This window comes from Pseudomonas sp. GW821-FHT09C09 (assembly GCF_059418105.1).
In genome coordinates this window covers 735,093-755,942 of record NZ_JBWKPF010000002.1, presented here as the reverse complement: position 1 = coordinate 755,942, position 20,850 = coordinate 735,093, and the positions used below count along the sequence as shown (strand labels likewise).

Genomic DNA, 20,850 nt, shown 5'->3' with positions numbered 1-20,850 from the left:
GTGCCACCACCGAAGAAAAAGCAGGGACAGACCAGCGACCAGCACGGAACTACCCAGGTCACGGGAACGCTCAAATACGATTATGTGACGGTGGTAGGCTCCTATCACATCAGTCGCTGGACCGAGTTTCGCGGAAATTACGGCAACAAGATGAGCTTCATCAACCAGGGTGTCGGGCAGTTGAGAGACTATCTGGGCATTAAAAAGGGCGCTGCGGACAAAACCTTCTTTCTGCTGTTTACAGCCGAATACGATCCCAAAATGCGCGCGACGCTCAAAGAGCTTGTCGTCAACAAATACAAAGCCGAATACCTGGAGATCGATTCCGCGGACGCACTGGTTGCCTTTATAAACAAGCGAGTCGAAGAAAAGCGCGAGATTAAACAGCTCGACATTTTTGCCCATGGTGTGGTGTTCAATATCGAGTTCGGTTATGAAATCGAAGGCAAGGACGCTACCTATCGCTTTGGACCAGCCCAGGCCAGTCAGCTGAAGCCTGAGGCCTTTGCTCTGGGCGCCAACATCTTTTCTTACGCTTGCCGAACCGGATTGGGGGTGGATGAGACGGCGCTGGTCAGCGAAGGTCAGGAACATTACGAGCTCAGCCTCGCGCAGAAACTTGCCGATGCTACGGGGGCAACCATTCATGCCTACCCGCGCCGCAGTCTTTATGACCAGACGTATGGCAGTGAAAAAGATCGCGACGGCCTGGACGGAGCGCGTGAGCGTGTGGCGTCGGATGCCAAAGCCAAATCGGCATTCAGAATCAGGCAGCGCGGTTATGAACGACGTCTTGCTGAATACAGATTGTCCAAAAAGGACGATACCCTGGCACTCCCGGGTGAATCAGCCCCGGTCCAGCCGCCGGAGCAGGCGAGCGAAAACGATAAAAAGCTGTTGATGCATGCCGACAGTCGAGCGAAAAACGAAAAGAACATGAAATTTCCGCTGGACGATTACGGCGCTGTCGGAAAGGTTCGTTCAGGCAGCACGCCTTTGGGGCCGCCGAAGCAGCAACTGAAGTTTAAAAAGGGGCAGTTGGCACAACCATGACTGTTAGTTTTCGCACGCGCATTGGCGTGATAGCGGCTTTTTTGCTGGTTTTTAGTGCAATGGGTTTGTATCTGCACACAAGGGAAGATGCGATGAGCGAGAAAGTAATGATGTATTACGGCGACTGGAGCCCGGAAGAAAACCGTTTTGATGCAACAAAATGGTTTCGTAACGACCTGTACCGTCGTGATGTTGTCGAGGGCAAGGCAAGCGCCGTAACCATGTTGCGTAACCGCCCATTGCCTTTCAAGTCGAGCGACAACGATGAAGTGGTAGCGGCTGCCATTGTGGCGCTCGAAGCAGCTGATCCGGCGGTCAATGGCGACTTGCTCGGCAATACCTGGCCGATGCTGGTTCCGCGAATTCGTTATCGCTACAGCGCTTTCGCAGCGCCGGATAAACCACAGGATTATTACAATATTTACTTGAAGTATCAGGGGGAGCGGTATGTCATCACCTTCGCCCGTGATGGGCAGACAGGTGAAATCATCCCCGGGGGCAACGTCCAGTTGATGTACCCCGACAGTGAGACCCAGATCGCCGATCGTGAGGTCTTCAAGGAGCTGGACGCCGCCGGCATCCAGTGACGCTGAAACGACAAATCCCGCCATCAAGGCGGGATTTGTTTTTGGCTGGCCTGCGTCTTACGCCGGGAACAGCTCGGACAGTTTCATCGACAGCATCATGTCGCCTTCAACGCGCAGTTTGCCGCCCATGAAGGCTTGCATGCCGTCGGTTTCGCCGCTGACGATGCCTTTCAGGGTTTCGCTGTCCAGCACCAGTGTGCAGTTGGCGTCAGCGTTTTCGCCTTCCTGGATGTCGCAAGTGCCGTCTTTGACGATCAGAGCGTAGTGCTTGTCTTCGTCAGTGATGTTGAAACCGAAGACCAGATCCAGGCCGGCAGCAGCGGCTGGGTTGAACTTGGCTTGCATTGCTTTTACGGCATCAGCTACGGAGGTCATGGTTCGATCCTTTTTGGTTGATTGCAGCAGGGTCACAGTAATCCGGACTCAGCGGAAAGTGATGAGTTCCGGGGCCTTCAGCAGTTGCAGGTGCGCATGACTGTTGAAGGAAGCCAGAGCCACCTCGCGACCGCGGAACTTCAGCTGGTTGAGCGAGGTGTTGACGATTTGCCAGTTCAGTTCAAAAGCCTGCCGGGCAGGCATTTGCGTGATCAGGTGGAGCAGGGCGGTGATGGTGCCACCGGAGGTGAACACCGCGATCTTCTGAGTGTTGTCGGCCTGATCGAGAATACGGTTCAGACCGGCCTGGACCCGTTCGACGAACCCCAGCCAGCTTTCCAGGCCGGGCGTGTCGTAGGTGCCGGCCAGCCAGCGTTCGATGATCAGGGCAAAGATGCGCTGGAACTCGCCACGGTTCTGTGCGGCGTTACGCAGGATGTCCAGCGCTTCGGGTTCTTCGGGCAGCATGGCCGGCAGCAGGGCGCGGATCACGGCGTCGGCGTCGAACTCGTTGAACGCCGAATCGATTTCCAGAGCAGGCACCGGCAGGCCGGCAGCGGCGAACTGTTCCAGCGCGCTGTTGGCCGTGTGCTGCTGACGACGCAGGTCGCCCGACAGGCAGCGGTCGAAGCTGATTCCGAGTTCGGCGAGGTGACGTCCGAGGATTTCTGCCTGGCGCACACCCGTCGGCGACAGGACGTCATAGTCGTCTGCACCGAAGGAGGCCTGGCCATGTCGAATCAAGTAGATGCTGCCCACGTCCGCGTCATCCCGGTACGTTGAAGGTTGTGGCGAGGTTATGGGGATGATGGAGAGCTGTCAATGAAAAAACATACGCTTGTTTGAAATGCCCGTTACAGGGCTGTTTCCAGAGGTTTCACGGCTGGCCGACGAGGCGGTGCATGGGTATGCTGGAGTCATCCCCGCGCGCGTTTTTCAACGGCGCATCGTTTGAAGGAGTCACTGTGGAGTTTTTGACTGAATACGCCAGTTTCCTGGCCAAGACCGTCACACTGGTCATCGCCATTCTGGTGGTGCTGGCCAGTTTTGCTGCGTTGCGCAGCAAGGGCCGGCGCAAAGCCGCGGGCCAGCTGCAGGTCAGCAAGCTCAACGATTTCTATAAGGGCTTGCGTGAACGCCTGGAGCAAAGCCTGCTCGACAAGGATCAGCTCAAGGCCCTGCGCAAGGGCGAGGCCAAATCCGAGAAGAAACAGAAGAAGAATCCCGAAAGCAAACCTCGGGTGTTCGTGCTGGATTTCGACGGCGATATCAAGGCCTCCGCTACCGAGAGCCTGCGTCATGAAATCACTGCCTTGCTGACCCTGGCCACACCGAAGGACGAAGTCGTCCTGCGTCTGGAAAGCGGTGGCGGCATGGTGCACAGCTACGGTTTGGCGTCGTCGCAACTGGCACGTATCCGTGAAGCCGGCGTGCCATTGACCGTGTGCATCGACAAGGTGGCAGCCAGCGGCGGCTACATGATGGCGTGCATCGGCGAGAAGATCATCAGCGCGCCATTCGCGATTCTCGGCTCCATCGGCGTAGTCGCGCAGTTGCCCAACGTCAACCGCCTGCTGAAAAAGCATGATATCGACTTCGAAGTGCTGACCGCAGGCGAATACAAACGCACCCTGACCGTGTTCGGCGAAAACACCGAGAAGGGCCGGGAGAAATTCCAGGAAGACCTGGACATCACCCATCAGTTGTTCAAGAACTTCGTCGCCCGATATCGCCCGCAGCTGGCGATCGACGAAGTCGCCACCGGTGAAGTCTGGCTTGGCCTCGCGGCGCTGGAAAAACAGCTGGTGGACGAACTCAAGACCAGCGACGAATACCTGGCGGACCGGGCGAAAAAGTCTGAGGTCTATCACCTGCACTATGCCGAACGCAAAAGCCTGCAGGAGCGCATCGGCATGGCGGCCAGCGGTTCGGTGGATCGCGTGTTGCTGAGCTGGTGGAGCCGTTTGACCCAGCAACGTTTCTGGTAAAGCGGGCATAAAAAACGCCGGTCGAATGACCGGCGTTTTTTTGAGTACGACCCGGGGATTTACCGGCGACGGAACAGCGGCAGCGGTTCGTCCGTGGCGGCCTGATAGGTCACCGAGAAGTCCTTGAGGCTTTCAAGGGCGTCGTACGGGTCTTTGTCCGCGCGCAGGGCGAAGGCATCGAAACCGCAGCGGCGCATGTAGAACAGCTGATCGCGCAGCACGTCGCCAATCGCCCGCAGTTCGCCTTTGAAACCGTAACGGTCACGCAGCAGGCGGGCGTTAGAGTAGTTGCGGCCATCGGTGAACGCCGGGAAGTTCAGGGCGATCACCTGGAACTCATTCACGTCGTCGCCGATCTCCTCGGCTTCTTCGTCAGCGTCCAGCCACACACCCAGACCGCCGTCGCGGGCCTTGAGCATGCGGGCATGTTCACGCCACAGCTGCAGCGGGACGATCAGGTCGTCGCAGTTGCTGATTTCGTCGATGTTGAAATCCTTGGGCAGCAGGTGCCAGGTTTCGTCGACGACCTCGTTGTTCTTAATGATTCGCTGCATAGACGCGTTCCTTGAAGAGGTCGATGCCAATACGCTGGTAGGTGTCGATGAAGCGCTCGTCTTCGGTGCGCTGTTCCACGTACACGTCGATCAGTTTGGAGATCACATCCGGCATGTCGTCCTGGGCGAACGACGGGCCGAGGATCTTGCCCAGGCTCGCATCACGGCTGGCGCTGCCGCCGAGGGAGACCTGATAGAACTCTTCGCCTTTCTTGTCCACCCCGAGGATGCCGATGTGGCCGACGTGGTGGTGACCGCAGGCGTTCATGCAACCGGAGATGTTCAGGTCCAGTTCACCGATGTCGAACAGGTAGTCCAGGTCGTCGAAACGGCGCTGGATCGATTCGGCGATCGGGATCGACTTGGCGTTGGCCAGGGAGCAGAAATCACCGCCAGGGCAGCAGATGATGTCGGTCAGCAGGCCGATGTTCGGCGTGGCGAAACCGCCTTCACGCAACTCGCCCCACAGGGTGAACAACTGGCTCTGCTCGACGTCGGCGAGAATGATGTTCTGCTCGTGGGAGGTGCGCAGTTGACCGTAGCTGTAGCGGTCGGCGAGATCGGCGATGGCGTCGAGCTGCTTGTCGGTGATGTCGCCCGGTGCAACCCCGGTCGGCTTCAGGGACAGGGTCACGGCTACATAACCCGGCTTCTTGTGCGCCAGGGTGTTGCGGGTGCGCCAGCGGGCGAAACCCGGGTGTTCCTTGTCGAGGGCGGCCAGTTCGGCGTCCTGACTGCTCAGTGCCTTATAGTCCGGATCGACAAAGTGTTTGGCGACGCGATGAACTTCGGCTTCGGTCAGCGTGGTCTGGCCGCCGCGCAGGTGTTCCATCTCGGCATCGACTTTCTGGGCGAAGACTTCTGGAGTCAGCGCCTTGACGAGGATCTTGATCCGCGCCTTGTATTTGTTGTCGCGACGGCCATAGCGGTTGTAGACCCGCAGGATCGCGTCGAGGTAGCTCAACAGGTCCTGCCACGGCAGGAACTCGTTGATGAACGCGCCAACCACCGGAGTACGGCCCAGACCACCACCGACCAGCACGCGGAAACCGAGTTCGCCAGCGGCGTTGTGCACCGGCTCGAGACCGATGTCGTGGACTTCGATGGCCGCACGGTCGGAGGTCGAACCGTTGACGGCGATCTTGAATTTACGCGGCAAGTAAGCGAATTCCGGGTGGAAGGTCGTCCACTGACGAACGATTTCGCACCAAGGACGCGGGTCAATTAGCTCATCGAACGCAACACCGGCGAACTGGTCGGTGGTGACGTTGCGCAGGCAGTTGCCGCTGGTCTGGATCGCGTGCATCTGCACGGTGGCCAGCTCGGCGAGGATGTCCGGGATGTCTTCGACCGCCGGCCAGTTGAACTGCACGTTCTGGCGAGTACTGATGTGGGCGTAGCCCTTGTCGTAGTCGCGGGCAATCTTGGCCATCATGCGCATCTGACGCGAGGTCAGTTGGCCGTAAGGCACCGCCACCCGCAACATCGGCGCGAAACGCTGGATGTACAGGCCATTCTGCAGGCGCAGGGGGCGGAATTCTTCTTCGCTCAGCTCACCTGCCAGATAGCGTCGGGTCTGATCACGGAACTGCTTGACGCGGTCCTCGATGATCCGCTGATCGTACTCGTCGTATACGTACATATAAGTCCTGTTCTCAGGCTTTGGGCTACTCGGAAAACGCTGCGTTTTCGCTTGCTGGAGTCCGATGGTGCCTCGGCAATTACGCGCGCACGGCCGCGCACTCCCTAATGGAGCCGGGGCAATATACCCGTTTGCAGTTATGCGCAAAAGTGATGTTTGAGTATATGTAAAGAACCAAATCGCCTAACAGGAATGAGTGTCAACTAACCCACATTTGTCGTGCGGACAATCATCGTCTTAACTGTGGTCGAGTCTTTCTGCAATCACCGATAAAACCGACAAGAGGCGATGCAATGAGCAATCCAACCAAGGCAAGGAAAAGCGATAGCAGTGTCGATGCGTGGGCCATTCTGTTCCTGATCATTCTGGTCGTGGGCACAGCGGTGTTCTGGGTCAGTCATCAGTAAAACGACCCCTCCGGGCCCGCTTCCGACGATTGTCGGACAAAAAGCGGGATCAGGCGCTAATGGCCGGCGATTGAATGGCTATAATGCGCGGCCATTTTTCCCCGGGCCCGGATGTTTCATGTTCAAGTTTCTCCACATCAGTCTGCTTGTGCTGGGCCTGGCCTTTGGAGCCGGCGCGCGGGCAGAGTCTGTGCTGTTTCTGAATCCGGGTGCCACGGACGAGGCGTTCTGGGTCAGCTACTCGCAATTCATGCAGGCTGCCGCGCGAGACCTGGGCGTCGATCTGCGGATCCTCTATTCCCAGCGCCAGCCAGAAATGACCCTGGCCCAGGCCCGGGTGGCCTTGCAGGGCCCCGATCGCCCCGACTATCTGATGTTCGCCAACGAGCAATACATCGCGCCGCAGATCCTGCGCATGGCCAATCAGAGCGGGGTGAAGCTGTTTATCGTCAATGCCGCGCTGACCCCCAATCAGCAAGCGCTGGTCGGGGACCGGGCCGACCGCATCGGCAGCCTCGTGCCCAATGATGAGGAGGGCGGTTACCTGTTGATGAAGGAGTTGATCCGCCTGCATCCACCGGTGGCCCCCGGCGCCAGCATCGAATTGCTGGCGTTCTCCGGCCTGAAGATCACCCCGTCGTCGCAGTTGCGCGAGCAGGGCATGCAACGGGCGCTGGCCGAACATCCTGAAGTCCGTTTGCGGCAACTGGTCTACGGCGGCTGGACACAGCAGCGCGCTTACGAGCAGGCCCGGCAGTTGCTGGTTCGTTACCCCAAGGTGTCATTGGTGTGGGCGGCCAACGACGAAATGGCCTTCGGTGCGATGCGAGCGGTTTCCGAGATCGGCAAAGTGCCGGGCAAAGACGTGCTGTTCAGCGCGGTCAATACCTCGCCTGCGGCGTTGCAGGCCATGATCGACGGACGCTTGAGCGCATTGCTCGGCGGTCATTTCACCCTGGGAGGCTGGGCGCTGGTGGAAGTGCACGACCATGCACAGGGCGTCGACCTGAATCGCTACGGTGGCCGCGACCGGCAGATCCCCTTGCTGCAACTGATCGACAAGGATCATGCCCGCCGAATGCTGGCCATGGGCACGTCGCCGGATTACGGCGTGCACTTTCACAAGATGTCGGCGAAGGGTCGCCCGGCCTCGTACCGCTATCCGTTCAACCTGCAGACCCTGATGCACTGAGGCTGCTCAGGCGCCCGCCAGATGCACCACCAGTTGCACGATGCCAAACAGCGTCAGGGCGAACACTGCCGTGAACGCAATGCCCAGGAAGATGAAATGGCTGGGCTTGCCATGGGTGAAGTCCCTTGCCCGGTTCTTGCCGCTCTGCACGCCGAACGCCGCCGCCATGACGCTGTGCAGCATCTGCCAGAAGGTCGGTGGCTTGTTGTCGACTGGATCGTCCATAAATCCCTCGTCTGCCGTGTGTGTCAGACAAGCATAGCCAACCCATGAAAAAAGACCGCAACCTGCGGGGCAGGCTGCGGTCTTTTGTTCGGGCTCCGGGTTAGTTGTCGTAACCCAGGTTCGGCGCCAGCCAGCGTTCGGTCAGGCTCAGTTCCTGACCTTTGCGGGAGGTGTAGCTCTGCACCTGATCCTTGTCGATCTTGCCCACGGCGAAGTATTGCGCTTGCGGATGGGCGAAGTACCAGCCGCTGACCGCTGCCGCCGGGAACATCGCGTAGTGTTCGGTCAGGAACACGCCGCTGCGACCGGCGCGCATTTCCTGCGCCTCAGGATCGAGCAGGGCGAACAGCGTGGCCTTCTCGGTGTGATCCGGGCAGGCCGGGTAGCCGGGGGCAGGGCGAATGCCGGAGTACTGCTCTTTGATCAGCGCCTCGTTGTCGAGGGCTTCATCCTTGGCGTAACCCCAGTGCTCTTTACGCACCTGCTGGTGCAGCCATTCGGCGCAGGCCTCGGCCAGACGGTCGGCCAGGGCCTTGACCATGATCGAGTTGTAGTCGTCGCCAGCGTCCTGATAAGCCTTGGCCACTTCTTCGGCGCCGATCCCGGCGGTGGTGATGAAACCGCCGACATAGTCGGTCACTTCACTGTCCTTCGGCGCGACGAAGTCGGCGAGGGAGAAGTTCGGCTTGCCGTCGGTCTTGATGATCTGCTGACGCAGATGATGCAGGCGCGCCATTGGCTTGCCGTCATCGCCGTACAGCTCGATATCGTCGTCGTGCACCTGATTGGCCGGCCAGAAACCGAACACCGCACGGGCACTGATCAGTTTCTCGTCGATCAGCTTGGTCAGCATCTCGCGGGCGTCCTTGTACAGCGAGGTCGCGGCTTCACCGACCACTTCGTCTTCAAGGATGCGCGGGAACTTGCCGGCCAGGTCCCAGGAGATGAAGAACGGCGTCCAGTCGATGTACTCGGCCAGGACGTTGAGGTCGATATTGTCCAGCACCCGGGTGCCGGTGAACGTCGGTTTGACCGGTGTGTAGGAAGCCCAGTCGAACTGCGGTTTTTTCGCGATCGAGGCGGCGTAGCTCAGGCGTTCGGTACGGGCGCTGCGATTGGACGTGCGCTCACGCACGTCGATGTACTCTTCGCGGGTCTTCTCGACAAAACCGGCTTTCAGCTCCTTGGACAGCAACTGCGTCGCCACGCCCACGGCGCGGGAAGCGTCGGTAACGTAGACCACTGCGTCGTTGCTGTACTTCGGCTCGATCTTCACCGCCGTGTGTGCCTTGGAGGTGGTCGCGCCGCCGATCATCAGCGGCAGGTGGAAGTCCTGACGCTGCATCTCGCGGGCCACGTGGACCATTTCATCCAGCGACGGAGTGATCAGACCGGACAGGCCGATGATGTCGCATTTCTCTTCGCGGGCCACCTGCAGGATCTTCTCCGCCGGCACCATCACGCCGAGGTCGACGATGTCGTAGCCGTTGCAACCGAGCACCACGCCGACGATGTTCTTGCCGATGTCGTGTACGTCGCCTTTTACCGTGGCCATCAGGATCTTGCCCTTGGCTTCCGGCTTGTCGCCTTTTTCCAGCTCGATGAACGGAATCAGGTGAGCCACGGCCTGTTTCATCACGCGGGCGGATTTCACCACCTGCGGCAGGAACATTTTGCCGGCGCCGAACAGGTCGCCGACGATGTTCATGCCGGACATCAGCGGGCCTTCGATCACTTCGATCGGGCGAGCGAAGGACTGACGGGATTCTTCGGTGTCCTCGACGATGTGGGTGGTGATGCCCTTGACCAGTGCGTGCTCCAGACGCTTGTTGACGTCCCAGCTGCGCCATTCTTCGGTCTCGGCTTCCTTGACGCTGCCGTCGCCCTTGTACTTGTCGGCGATGGCGAGGAGGGCGTCGGTGCCTTCCGGCGTGCGGTTGAGGATCACGTCTTCAACGGCGTCGCGCAGTTCCTGCGGGATCTGGTCGTAGATCTCCAGCTGACCGGCGTTGACGATACCCATGGTCAGGCCGGCGCGGATCGCATACAGCAGGAATACAGAGTGGATCGCCTCGCGCACCGGGTTGTTGCCGCGGAACGAGAACGACACGTTGGACACGCCGCCGGAGCTCAGGGCATACGGCAGCTCGTCGCGGATGTAGGCGCAGGCGTTGATGAAGTCCACAGCGTAGTTGTTGTGTTCTTCGATACCGGTGGCCACGGCGAAGATGTTCGGGTCGAAGATGATGTCTTCCGGCGGGAAGCCGACTTCGTTGACCAGAATGTCGTAGGAGCGTTTGCAGATTTCTTTCTTGCGCGCTTCGGTGTCGGCCTGGCCGGCTTCGTCGAACGCCATCACCACCACAGCAGCGCCGTAGCGTTTGCACAGTTTGGCGTGGTGGATGAACTGCTCGACGCCTTCTTTCATGCTGATCGAGTTGACGATGCCCTTGCCCTGAATGCACTTCAGGCCGGCTTCGATCACGTCCCATTTCGAGGAGTCGATCATGATCGGTACGCGGGAGATGTCCGGCTCGCCGGCAATCAGATTGAGGAAGGTCACCATGGCCTTCTTCGAATCGAGCATCCCTTCGTCCATGTTGATGTCGATCACCTGGGCGCCGGCCTCGACCTGCTGCAGGGCGACTTCCAGGGCTTCGGTGTAGTTGTCTTCGCGGATCAGACGGGCGAATTTCGCGGAACCGGTAATGTTGGTCCGCTCGCCGACGTTGACGAACAGCGAGCTGCGATCGATGGTGAACGGTTCCAGACCGGACAGGCGGCAGGCCTTGGGAATGTCCGGAATCTGCCGTGGCGCGTAACCGGCGACGGCTTTGGCGATGGCTTCGATGTGGCCCGGGGTGGTGCCGCAGCAACCGCCGACGATGTTGAGGAAACCGCTCTGGGCGAATTCTTCGATGACTTTGGCGGTGTCCACCGGCAGTTCGTCGTACTCGCCGAATTCGTTCGGCAGGCCGGCGTTCGGGTGCGCCGAAACATGGGTGCTGGCCTTGTCCGACAGCTCTTCCAGGTACGGACGCAGTTCACGGGCGCCGAGGGCGCAGTTCAGACCGACCGAAATCGGCTTGGCGTGAGCTACGGAGTTCCAGAACGCTTCGGTGGTCTGGCCCGACAGGGTACGGCCGGAGGCGTCGGTGATGGTGCCGGAGATCATGATCGGCAATTCGATGTGCAGCTCTTCGAACACGCCTTGCACGGCGAAGATCGCTGCCTTGGCGTTGAGGGTGTCGAAGATGGTTTCGATCAGGATCAGGTCGGCGCCGCCCTCGATCAGGCCTTTGGTGGCCTCGGTGTAGTTTTCCACCAGTTCATCGAAGGTGACGTTGCGGTAGCCCGGGTTGTTGACGTCCGGCGACAACGAGCAGGTGCGACTTGTAGGGCCGAGGACGCCGGCGACGAAGCGCGGCTTGTCCGGGTTCTCGGCGGTCTTGGCGTCGGCAACCTTGCGCGCCAGTCGTGCGCCTTCTACGTTGAGTTCGTAGGCCAGCTCTTCCATGCCGTAGTCGGCCATGGAAATGCGGGTGGCGTTGAAGGTGTTGGTTTCCAGGATGTCGGCACCGGCATCCAGGTAGGCTTTCTCGATGCCGCCGATCACGTCGGGACGGGTAATGACCAGCAGGTCGTTGTTGCCCTTGACGTCGGTCGGCCAGTCGGCGAAACGCTTGCCGCGATAATCCTGCTCTTCGAGCTTGTAGCTCTGGATCATCGTGCCCATACCGCCATCGAGTATCAGGATGCGCTCTTTGAGGGCTTGCTTGAGAGCTTGAAGGCGGACGCTGCGATCGGACATTGGGACTACTCGAAAAAGACCATGACGAAGGAGCGGGATCATAACAAACCTGTGCGGATTTAGAGCATGTGGCACTTTTGCATGAATATCGCTCATGTTGGCACGGGCGTCATAACGGTAGAATCGCGGCGTTTTTATTCAGGATCAGGATCAGGGATATGTCGTACCGCGTCGTCAGCATGGTGTTGCTGTTTTTGAGCTTTGGCGCGGCGGCGCAAAGTCCTGCGATCTCGCCTGCCATTTCTTACACCCGCGACATCCAGCCGATCTTCACCGAGAAGTGCGTGGCCTGCCATGCGTGCTACGACTCTGCCTGCCAATTGAACCTGGGCAGCGGTGAAGGCGCGGCCCGTGGCGCGAGCAAGATGCCGGTCTACGATGGCGAGCGCACTCAGGCAGCGCCGACCACGCGGCTGTTCTACGACGCTTTTGGCAAACGCGCCTGGCAACAGAAAGACTTCTATTCGGTGCTCGACGCCCAGGGCAGCCAGGCCGCACTGATGGCGCGCATGCTGGAACTGGGGCACAAAACGCCGCTGACACCCAACGCCAAACTGCCGGAAGACATCGTCCTCGGCCTGCAACGGGAAAACATGTGTGCGATGCCCGCTGAGTTCGACGGCTATGCCGGTGCTCACCCGAAAGAGGGTATGCCGCTGGCGGTGACCGGCCTGACCGATCAGCAATACCAGACATTGCAGCGCTGGCTGGCGTCCGGCGCGCCGATCGATGAGCAAGGCCTGGCGCCGAGTGCCAAGGAAGCGCTGCAGATCGTGCAGTGGGAAAACCTGCTCAACCAGCCAGGTGCGCGGGAAAGCCTGGTCGGGCGCTGGCTGTTCGAACACTGGTTCCTGGCGCACATCTACTTCAAGGACGGCGAGCCGGGGCATTTCTTCCAGTGGGTGCGTTCGCGCACGCCCACCGGTCAGCCGATCGATCTGATCGCCACCCGCCGTCCCAATGACGATCCGGGCACCCAGGTGTATTACCGCCTGTGGCCGGTGCAGGGCGTGATCGTGCACAAGACCCACATCACCTATCCGCTGAGCGCGGCAAAGATGGCGCGGGTCAAGAGCCTGTTCTACAACGGCAACTGGCAGGTGCATGCTCTGCCGGGCTACGGGCCGCAGAGCCGCGCCAACCCGTTCGCCACCTTCGAGGCGATTCCGGCGCAGGCGCGGTATCAGTTCATGCTCGATAACGCCGAATACTTCGTGCGTACCTTCATTCGCGGCCCGGTGTGCCGTGGGCAGATCGCGACCGACGTGATTCGCGACAACTTCTGGGCGCTGTTCCAGGCCCCGGAACACGACCTGTACATCACCGACCCGAACTATCGCGGCCAGGCCACGCCGTTGCTGGCCATGCCGGGGCAGAACGACGATGTCGGCAGCGTCCTGAGCCTGTGGCACGACTACCGCAACAAGCGCAACAAATACGAAGCCCTGCGCCGGGATAGCTACGCGGATCAACCGGCGCCGAGCTGGTCGACCCTGTGGGCGGGCAACGACAATGCACTGTTGAGCATCTTCCGCCACTTCGACAGCGCCTCGGTGACCAAAGGCCTGATCGGTGAGGTGCCGCAGACCATGTGGCTGTTCGACTATCCGTTGCTCGAACGCACCTATTACCAGTTGGCAGTCAATTTCGACGTGTTCGGCAACGTCTCCCATCAGGCGCAGACCCGGCTGTACTTCGACTTGATCCGCAACGGCGCCGAACAGAACTTCCTGCGCCTGATGCCGGCAGACTCCCGCGAGGATTACCTCGACGATTGGTACCAGAGCAGCGGCCAGTTCAAGATGTGGCTGGATTACGAGTCCATCGATGATGACAAGCCGACCGCGCTGAAACTCGACGAAAAGGACCCGAAACATGACTTCGCCATGCAGTTGCTCGCTCGCTACGGCGACCTCAACGCGCGGCCCGATCCGATCAACCGCTGCGTGGATGCCTATTGCTCGCGGCCGAACATCGATCCGGCGCTGCAAAATGCCGAACAGGCCCTGAGCCGCCTGACGGCGCGTCCTGCAGCGGGGCTGAAGGTGATCGATCAACTGCCGGAAGCGACCATGTTGCGCATCGAAACCCGCAGCGGCAAACGCGAGGTCTACAGCCTGCTTCGCAACCGCGCCCACAGCAACGTGGCGTTCCTGCTCGGTGAGTCGCTGCGCTATCAGCCGGGGCTCGATACTCTGACCATCTACCCGGGCGTGCTCAGCAGTTATCCGAACTTCATGTTCAACATCCCGGCGGACCAGGTGCCGGCGTTTGTCGATGCCATGGAAAGCGCCAAGGATGCGCCACAGTTCGAGAAGATCGTCGAACGCTGGGGCATCCGCCGCAGCCATCCGCAGTTCTGGTTCTATTTCCATGACCTGAGCCAGTACATCCACGAAACCGACCCGGTGGAAGAGGGTGTGCTGGACATGAACCGGTACGAGAATCTTTGATCGTTTGAACGATGGCCGCTGTCCCAATCCTGTGGAGTACGGGATCGGGAGCACCATCGATGTTGATTTCAGTGCAGGCCCTGCGAGCGCTCGCCGCGTGGGCAGTGGTCTGCCATCACTTCATGCAGATTTTCTTCGACTTCGAGGCGCGCGGGCCGATAGGGCAGCTGTTCATCGACAAGGGCGCCGTGGGCGTCGATATCTTCTTCGTGATCAGCGGGCTGGTGATTTTCCTGTCCACCGAAGGCAAGGCGCTGCCGCCGGCGCGGTTTCTGCTGTATCGGCTGTTTCGGATTGTTCCGGCGTATTGGCTCTACACCGTGCTGATGGCGTTGCTGGTGGTGTTTGCCCGGCCGCTGCTGCCGGATCAGACGGTGGACTGGCGTCATTTACTGCTGTCGTTGCTGTTCATCCCGACCGAAAACCCCGGTGGCTACGGGATCTATCCGACCCTGAATGTCGGCTGGACGCTGAATTACGAAATGCTGTTCTACGTGTTGTTCGCCTGGGCACTGTTGTTTCGGCTGCAAGTCCGTTTGCTGGTGGTTGCGGCGCTGTTGTATGCGGTGTGTCAGGCCTGGACCGGGTTTGGCTGGGTCAGCGAGTTTTATCGCTCGGACATCGTTTACGAATTCCTGCTGGGGATCGGCATCGGCATGCTCTATCGTCGCGGCTGGATCGGCCCGGCGCTCTGGCTGCCGCTGCTGGGGATCGGCCCGGCGCTCTGGCTGCCGCTGCTGGGGATCGGTGCGGCGTTGCTGGCGATCTATCACCTGCCACCGGAACCCCGATTGCTCAATTGGGGCGTGCCCGGCGCGGTGCTGGTCATGGGATGCATGGCGCTGGAGCGTTATGTCGAACGCAACAGGCTGCTGAAGCTTCTGGGCGACTGTTCGTACTCGGTGTATCTGATGCACGTGCTGGTGCTGTCGGCCGGCGCTTATCTGGCCAGACGCTTTGGGATCAACCCGTATTTGATGTTTTTTGTCTGTGCGCTGGCCATCGGTATCGGTTCGTGGCTGAGCTACGAATGGATAGAAAAGCGCAGCTATCAGTGGCTTAAAGCGCGGATTGACGGCGAACTTGGCGCTTAGCCGATTTGCGAACTATTCCTACGTAAATACTGGGACTTTGTGCCGCGCGCCGATTGGCGTAAACTCCGCCCAAGCCTGCGAGGAGTTTCCATGACCGCTATTACCATTACCGACGCCGCCCATGATTACCTGGCCGATCTGCTGTCCAAGCAGAACACCCCGGGCATCGGCATCCGCGTCTTCATCACCCAGCCTGGCACCCAGTACGCCGAAACCTGCATTGCCTACTGCAAGCCGGGCGAAGAGAAACCTGAAGATACCGCGCTGGGGCTGAAAAGCTTCACTGCCTATATCGACTCGTTCAGCGAAGCGTTCCTCGACGATGCTGTCGTCGACTACGCCACCGACCGCATGGGCGGTCAGCTGACCATCAAGGCGCCTAACGCCAAAGTACCGATGGTCAACGCCGACAGCCCGATCAACGAGCGCATCAACTATTACCTGCAAACCGAAATCAACCCGGGGCTGGCCAGCCACGGTGGTCAGGTCAGCCTGATCGATGTGGTTGAAGACGGCATTGCCGTGCTGCAGTTCGGCGGCGGTTGCCAGGGCTGCGGCCAGGCGGACGTGACCCTGAAGGAAGGTATCGAGCGCACCTTGCTCGAGCGTATTCCGGAGCTCAAGGGCGTTCGCGACGTGACCGACCACACGCAGAAAGAAAACGCCTACTACTAAGGCGTTCGCTGCAACCATAAAAAAACGGCGCCCCGTGAGCGCCGTTTTTTTATGCGTGAGATTCAATGACGCCTTCGCGGGCAAGCCCGCTCCCACATCGGATCGCATTCCCAGTGTGGGAGCGAGCTTGCTCGCGAAGCGGCTTCAGGGCCGATACAAATGTGCATGCCCCGCGCGATACAGCGACGACTCACTGAAATGATCGCTGCCCAATACCCGCCCGACCAGAATCAGCGCCGTACGCCGAAAGCCTTTGGCCGCCACCTTCTCGGCAATATCCTCCAGTGTCCCGACGACCCAGTCCTGATCCGGCCACGTCGCCCGGTGGATCACTGCAATCGGGCAATCCGCGCCGTAATGCGGCAACAGCTCGGCGAGAATCTTCTGCAGGTGATTGACCCCCAGATGAATCGCCATGGTCGCCCCGTGCTGCGCCAGGTTGCCCAGTTCTTCCCCGACAGGCATCGCAGTCTTGTCCGCATAACGGGTCAGGATCACGCTTTGCGAGATGTCCGGCAACGTGAGTTCGGCGCCCAATAACGCCGCGCAGGCAGCGGTTGCAGTTACGCCGGGGATGATTTCGAACGGGATCTGCATCTCGCGCAGATAACGAATCTGCTCGCCGATGGCGCCATACAGGCCCGGATCGCCCGAATGCACCCGCGCTACATCCTGGCCCTTGGCGTGGGAGGTCTTGATCAGGTCGATGATCTGTTCCAGATGAAGTTCGGCGCTGTTGACCACGGTTTCTGCCGAATGACCTTCCAGTACCGCCGCCGGCACCAGCGAACCTGCATAAATGATCACCGGGCAGCTGCGGATCAGTCGCTGGCCTTTGACAGTGATCAATTCCGGGTCGCCGGGGCCGGCGCCGATGAAGTAAACGGTCATCGTTGGATCCTGTGAAAGTAGGGCGGATCGAGGCTTCAAGAGCACTTCAGATGAACAATGCTCATGATCGAAAGCGGGGATTATCGGGAATTTACGCCGCGCCGGCCAATGCCAGAGTTGCCTGGGCGTACTTTTGCCGGGAAATCAGCAGTTTTGCCGGGGCCTGGATCAGTTGTTCGGCGAGCGCCAAAGCAGCGCTTTCCGCCACGCCATAGCAGCCGGTGCGTTCGAAAGCGATTTGTGAATGGTGACTCAGTCGTTGCTGATAACTGGCCAGTTCTTCGCTGCTGAAGTACAGCAACGGCAGCGCCAGTTGTGCCGCCAGTTCCTGCAGGCCGGGTTCGTCGCGTTTCAGGTCGATGCTCGCCAAAGCCTTGACAGCTTCGAGTTCGATGCGATGGGCTTGCAAGGCCTGGTCGAGCAAGGCGCGCAGCGTACTGGCCGGGCAGCCGCGCTGGCAGCCCAGGCCGACCACGAAGGTCGGCGCTGCGCTGTCATCGGTCATGCGTGGTATTGACCATCGCTTTTGCGACGGAACAACCAGGCGCTGATCAGGCCCAGGGCCAGCCAGAACGCCACGTTGGTCAGCTGCGAAGCGATTTTGAACTGGGCTTCCAGCGCTTCCGGGGCGAGCATCGAGTGCACTACCGGCTGCGGCGCGCCGATCACGTGCGGCACAGCGAGGATCGCCACGCCGAGGATCTTCAACAGCCAGTTGCCGCCAAATGCTATCAGCGCCAGGCCGACAGCGGTCGAAGCAGCAGTGCCGATCCACCACATCTGGCGCGAAGCCAGGTCAGCGGCGGCGGTGCCTGGCAGCTCAGGTGGCAGGCCCAGTGTTGGAGCGAGTACGAACGTCGCGTAACCCGCCAGACCCCAGAGCAGGCCTTGCGAGGTTTTGGTCGGCGCACGCAGGGTGTACAGGCCCGCCAGCATCAGGGCGAAACCTACGGCAACCACCAGATTGCCGCCCGTGGTGGAGACCACGCGCTGCCAGCCGTTTTCCGGTTCCCAGGCTTCGGCATCGTGGGTGTGGGCGGCGGTGCCGGCGGCGTGTTCGTGGACTTCTGCCACCGGCTCGGCCTTCTCGTAGGTTTCAGCCTGGAGAATCAGCGGCGAAACCCAGAAGCTTTGCAGCAAGGTCAGCAGCAGGGCGGCCAGAAGGCCGGTGAAACCTGCGGTCTGCGCGATACGCTTGATCATGTCGTCAGGTCTCAATGGCACGGAAACGCGGCGCTGTGGCGGGTATCGTGCGCGGCGTTGTGCACCGCTTCGATGTGCGAGAAACCGGCGAAGTAGACCAGGCTGGCACCCAGGATCGACGCGAAGATCGCAGCGGTCAGGCGTTGGCTCAGGGTAGTGGTGCTGGAGATTTTGTCCGTGTTGCTGCCGGTGCTGCTGATGATCGACATGGCGCTTCCCTCTGGAGTGTCAGCGGGTGAATGGAGCGCATGAAAGCCCCTGCGAGTCGGGCACGCAGAGGTTCGAACAGCGCCCGCCCACCGCGGGTTTGTTATGTTCAGTGACGCAAAGTGCGCACTGTGTGTTGCGGGCCGGTCTCCGGGCTCACGAGGGGTTGGCGTCAGGCCGACCTGCAAGCGTCACCTTCCCATGCCGTGGGCACAGTGGATCTGACGCTCTCTCGCTTACCGTTGCGGGGGCAGCACCGGACTGACATGGCTTTAGAGTAAAGCACATGATTCACCGGTTTCCCGTTTCACCCTGTGAAGGGCACCCGTAACAAGTTGTGTAGGAGACCATGGGCTGGGGTTTTTAGTCAATTGAATGGGGTGAGGTGTGTTTGGATAGGGGGGGCATATCCGTTGCTTCGGGAGCTGCCGCTGGCGGTTTCGCTCTTACAGCGAGTCACTTTTGGCAAACGCCCGGAATGCCGGCCCAGCCAAAAGTAACCAAAAGGTCTTGGCCCCGGCGTACGGCACTTCGCTTAGGCTCAGTGTTCCCTCGCTACGGTGTCCATCAGGGGGCATCGCCTACGGTTTGCTTCGCTGCACCTCCTCTCGATGTATGCGGCTTCGCCGCACGGCGCTGCGCGCCTACCCCCTGATGGACACCTCCGTTCGGCCTGCCGAAGGGGCAAAAAATCAAAAGCCACATCAAAGGCCAGATCAAAAGCCAGATCAAAAGCCCTCCACGCACCACACACCACGATGAGCGTTAGCTCGAGTAAAGCTTTTGATCGCAGGGCCCGTCGGCAGGCTGAGTGGAGGGATTGATCCGGGGGGGAGCGCAGCGACCGTTTGGCGAAGCCAAACACATCGAGAGGAGGTGCAGCGAAGCAAACCGTAGGCGATGCCCCCGGATCGATCCCGGAGCGAAGGAACCCGAGCCACAGCGAGGGCCGTACGTCAGGGCGCAGACCTTTTGGTTACTTTTGGCTGGGCCGGCATTCCGGGCGTTTGCCAAAAGTGACCCGCCGTAAGGGCGGAACCCTAAGTGGCCATAACCGCAGCAACGGATATGCCCCCAATCCAAACATTGACCGGTCAACACACGATGCGTAGCCTTGCGCTTTCGAGGTTCTTCGGCCCACGCCGAAGCTAAGAAGGGAACGCGGTCCAAGCCGCGGCTGCCCCCGCAACTGTGAACGGTGCTGTTCGCTGCCACGCCACTGCCAACTCAATCCAGAGCCAGCGGGAAGGCGCAGCGAATACCGGGCCAAGGCCCGAACACCGTCAGCCAGGAGACCTGCCTCGTCACAGATTCTCACTTTCAACCGGGCGGGGTGATCCGGTGGCGAACTCTCCAGGCACGCACCCGCGTTGCCGGTCTCGTCCCGTATGCCCGCCACCTTGCCAAAGGGCATCCGATGAAAACACTGGCCAAACTCCCCGTCACCATCGTCACCGGTTTCCTCGGCTCGGGCAAAACCACCTTGCTGCGGCACATGCTCGACAACGCTCAGGGCCGCCGCATCGCGGTGATCGTCAACGAGTTTGGCGAGCTGGGCATCGACGGTGAAATCCTCAAGCAGTGCACCATCGGCTGCACCGAAGAAGAAGCCACCGGTCGTGTCTACGAACTGGCCAACGGCTGCCTGTGCTGCACGGTTCAGGAAGAATTCTTTCCGGTGATGCGCGAACTGGTGGCCCGTCGTGGCGACCTCGACCACATCCTGATCGAAACCTCGGGCCTGGCCCTGCCAAAACCACTGGTGCAAGCCTTCCAGTGGCCGGAAATCCGCAGCGCCTGCACGGTGGACGCCGTGATCACCGTGGTCGACAGCCCGGCCGTGGCCGCCGGCACTTTCGCCGCGTTCCCGGATCAGGTCGACGCCCAGCGTAAACTCGATCCGAACCTGGACCACGAATCGCCGCTGCACGAACTGTTCGCCGACCAACTGGCCAGCGCCGACCTGGTGATTCTCAACAAGGCCGACCAGACCAGCCCTGAAGACCTCGCTCGCGTGCGTCTTGAAGTCGCCGAAGAACTGCCGCCAGCGGTAAAAATCATCGAGGCCAGCAACGGTCGCCTGCCACTGGACGTGCTGATCGGCCTCGGCGCGGGTTCCGAAGAGCACATCGACAGCCGCCACAGCCATCACGATCACCACCACGGTGAAGGCGATGACGATCACGACGACCACGATCACGACGCCTTCGATTCGATCTCCATCGAGCTTCCGCAAGCCGACGAAAGCTTGCTGCTCGACGCGCTGACGCAACTGGTGGTTCAGCACGGCATTCTGCGGGTCAAAGGTTTCGCGGCGATCCCGAACAAGCCGATGCGTCTGCTGATTCAGGGTGTGGGCACGCGTTTCGACAAGCACTTCGACCGTCAATGGGGCGCCGATGAGGCACGTGTGACGCGTCTGGTATTGATCGGCCAGGAACTGGACGCGGCCAGGCTCGAAGCGCAACTGCGCGCCGCGCTCAGCGTTTAAGC

The 20,850-nt window shown here is 60.3% G+C and carries 18 protein-coding genes and 2 riboswitches; of the genes, 8 read left to right on the top strand and 10 right to left on the bottom strand.

The window, feature by feature from the left end; genetic code table 11:
• Together AC07NR_RS08400 and AC07NR_RS08395 are read left to right on the top strand one after the other, a co-directional pair.
• Positions 1-1,053: a hypothetical protein gene (locus AC07NR_RS08400; protein WP_248740630.1), complete on the top strand. Its 1,053-nt coding sequence runs from the start codon at positions 1-3 to the stop codon at positions 1,051-1,053.
• Positions 1,050-1,640, top strand: coding sequence for a hypothetical protein (locus tag AC07NR_RS08395; RefSeq protein ID WP_248740629.1), 591 nt, complete (start codon positions 1,050-1,052; stop codon positions 1,638-1,640). The genes AC07NR_RS08400 and AC07NR_RS08395 overlap by 4 nt, the downstream gene beginning before the upstream one ends.
• Positions 1,641-1,697: 57 nt before the next feature.
• On the opposite strand, the gene AC07NR_RS08390 is transcribed toward AC07NR_RS08395, so the two are convergent.
• Both AC07NR_RS08390 and AC07NR_RS08385 read right to left on the bottom strand, forming a co-directional pair.
• Positions 1,698-2,015, bottom strand: coding sequence for an SCP2 sterol-binding domain-containing protein (locus AC07NR_RS08390; protein WP_010223709.1), 318 nt, complete (start codon positions 2,013-2,015; stop codon positions 1,698-1,700).
• A gap of 48 nt (positions 2,016-2,063) precedes the next feature.
• Positions 2,064-2,774: a histidine phosphatase family protein gene (locus AC07NR_RS08385; protein WP_134826522.1), complete on the bottom strand. Its 711-nt coding sequence runs from the start codon at positions 2,772-2,774 to the stop codon at positions 2,064-2,066.
• A 206-nt stretch (positions 2,775-2,980) separates the two neighbouring features.
• On the opposite strand from AC07NR_RS08385, the gene sohB reads away from it, so the two are divergent.
• Positions 2,981-4,003, top strand: a complete 1,023-nt coding sequence (gene sohB / locus AC07NR_RS08380) for a protease SohB (protein WP_305832762.1) — start codon at positions 2,981-2,983, stop codon at positions 4,001-4,003.
• A 59-nt stretch (positions 4,004-4,062) separates the two neighbouring features.
• Here sohB and AC07NR_RS08375 read toward each other — a convergent pair whose 3' ends face one another.
• Positions 4,063-4,557: a DUF934 domain-containing protein gene (locus AC07NR_RS08375; RefSeq protein WP_007959510.1), complete on the bottom strand. Its 495-nt coding sequence runs from the start codon at positions 4,555-4,557 to the stop codon at positions 4,063-4,065.
• Entirely contained in the window at positions 4,541-6,199 is a 1,659-nt protein-coding gene (locus tag AC07NR_RS08370) for a nitrite/sulfite reductase (RefSeq protein ID WP_495078324.1), read from the bottom strand. The genes AC07NR_RS08375 and AC07NR_RS08370 overlap by 17 nt, the downstream gene beginning before the upstream one ends.
• Positions 6,200-6,724: 525 nt before the next feature.
• Here AC07NR_RS08370 and AC07NR_RS08365 point away from each other — a divergent pair.
• A complete protein-coding gene (locus AC07NR_RS08365) occupies positions 6,725-7,798 on the top strand; it encodes an ABC transporter substrate-binding protein (RefSeq protein WP_248740626.1) in 1,074 nt (357 codons plus the stop codon).
• Positions 7,799-7,804: 6 nt separating this feature from the next.
• Here AC07NR_RS08365 and AC07NR_RS08360 read toward each other — a convergent pair whose 3' ends face one another.
• Together AC07NR_RS08360 and metH are read right to left on the bottom strand one after the other, a co-directional pair.
• A complete protein-coding gene (locus AC07NR_RS08360) occupies positions 7,805-8,023 on the bottom strand; it encodes a DUF2970 domain-containing protein (protein ID WP_065257810.1) in 219 nt (72 codons plus the stop codon).
• Positions 8,024-8,123: 100 nt separating this feature from the next.
• Entirely contained in the window at positions 8,124-11,834 is a 3,711-nt protein-coding gene (gene metH / locus AC07NR_RS08355; RefSeq protein ID WP_085710091.1) for a methionine synthase, read from the bottom strand.
• Positions 11,835-11,992: 158 nt separating this feature from the next.
• Between metH and AC07NR_RS08350 the strand changes: the two genes are divergently transcribed.
• From AC07NR_RS08350 to nfuA, 3 genes are all read left to right on the top strand, one after another.
• Positions 11,993-14,287, top strand: coding sequence for a fatty acid cis/trans isomerase (locus AC07NR_RS08350; protein WP_248740624.1), 2,295 nt, complete (start codon positions 11,993-11,995; stop codon positions 14,285-14,287).
• Positions 14,288-14,346: 59 nt separating this feature from the next.
• Positions 14,347-15,381, top strand: a complete 1,035-nt coding sequence (locus AC07NR_RS08345) for an acyltransferase family protein (RefSeq protein ID WP_495078323.1) — start codon at positions 14,347-14,349, stop codon at positions 15,379-15,381.
• Between the two features lie 90 nt (positions 15,382-15,471).
• Positions 15,472-16,056: a Fe-S biogenesis protein NfuA gene (gene nfuA / locus AC07NR_RS08340; RefSeq protein WP_007959519.1), complete on the top strand. Its 585-nt coding sequence runs from the start codon at positions 15,472-15,474 to the stop codon at positions 16,054-16,056.
• A 144-nt stretch (positions 16,057-16,200) separates the two neighbouring features.
• Here the strand turns inward: nfuA and cobM are convergent, their stop codons facing one another.
• The 4 genes from cobM to AC07NR_RS08320 all read right to left on the bottom strand — a co-directional run bounded on the left by cobM (position 16,201) and on the right by AC07NR_RS08320 (position 18,359).
• Positions 16,201-16,947, bottom strand: a complete 747-nt coding sequence (gene cobM / locus AC07NR_RS08335) for a precorrin-4 C(11)-methyltransferase (RefSeq protein WP_495078322.1) — start codon at positions 16,945-16,947, stop codon at positions 16,201-16,203.
• 91 nt (positions 16,948-17,038) lie between these two features.
• Complete coding sequence (locus AC07NR_RS08330; protein ID WP_085710087.1) at positions 17,039-17,452, bottom strand: cobalamin biosynthesis protein; 414 nt, start codon at positions 17,450-17,452, stop codon at positions 17,039-17,041.
• The gene (locus AC07NR_RS08325) at positions 17,449-18,150 is read right to left on the bottom strand and encodes a CbtA family protein (RefSeq protein ID WP_495078321.1); all 702 of its coding nucleotides are present in this window, start codon (positions 18,148-18,150) and stop codon (positions 17,449-17,451) included. The genes AC07NR_RS08330 and AC07NR_RS08325 overlap by 4 nt, the downstream gene beginning before the upstream one ends.
• A gap of 11 nt (positions 18,151-18,161) precedes the next feature.
• The gene (locus AC07NR_RS08320) at positions 18,162-18,359 is read right to left on the bottom strand and encodes a CbtB domain-containing protein (protein WP_016983301.1); all 198 of its coding nucleotides are present in this window, start codon (positions 18,357-18,359) and stop codon (positions 18,162-18,164) included.
• Positions 18,360-18,481: 122 nt separating this feature from the next.
• A riboswitch (cobalamin riboswitch) is annotated at positions 18,482-18,701 on the bottom strand.
• A gap of 764 nt (positions 18,702-19,465) precedes the next feature.
• Positions 19,466-19,675: riboswitch (cobalamin riboswitch) on the top strand.
• Positions 19,676-19,774: 99 nt separating this feature from the next.
• Here AC07NR_RS08320 and cobW point away from each other — a divergent pair.
• On the top strand, positions 19,775-20,848 hold the full coding sequence (cobW, locus tag AC07NR_RS08315) for a cobalamin biosynthesis protein CobW (protein ID WP_495078320.1): 1,074 nt from the start codon (positions 19,775-19,777) through the stop codon (positions 20,846-20,848).
• Positions 20,849-20,850 lie beyond the last annotated feature (2 nt).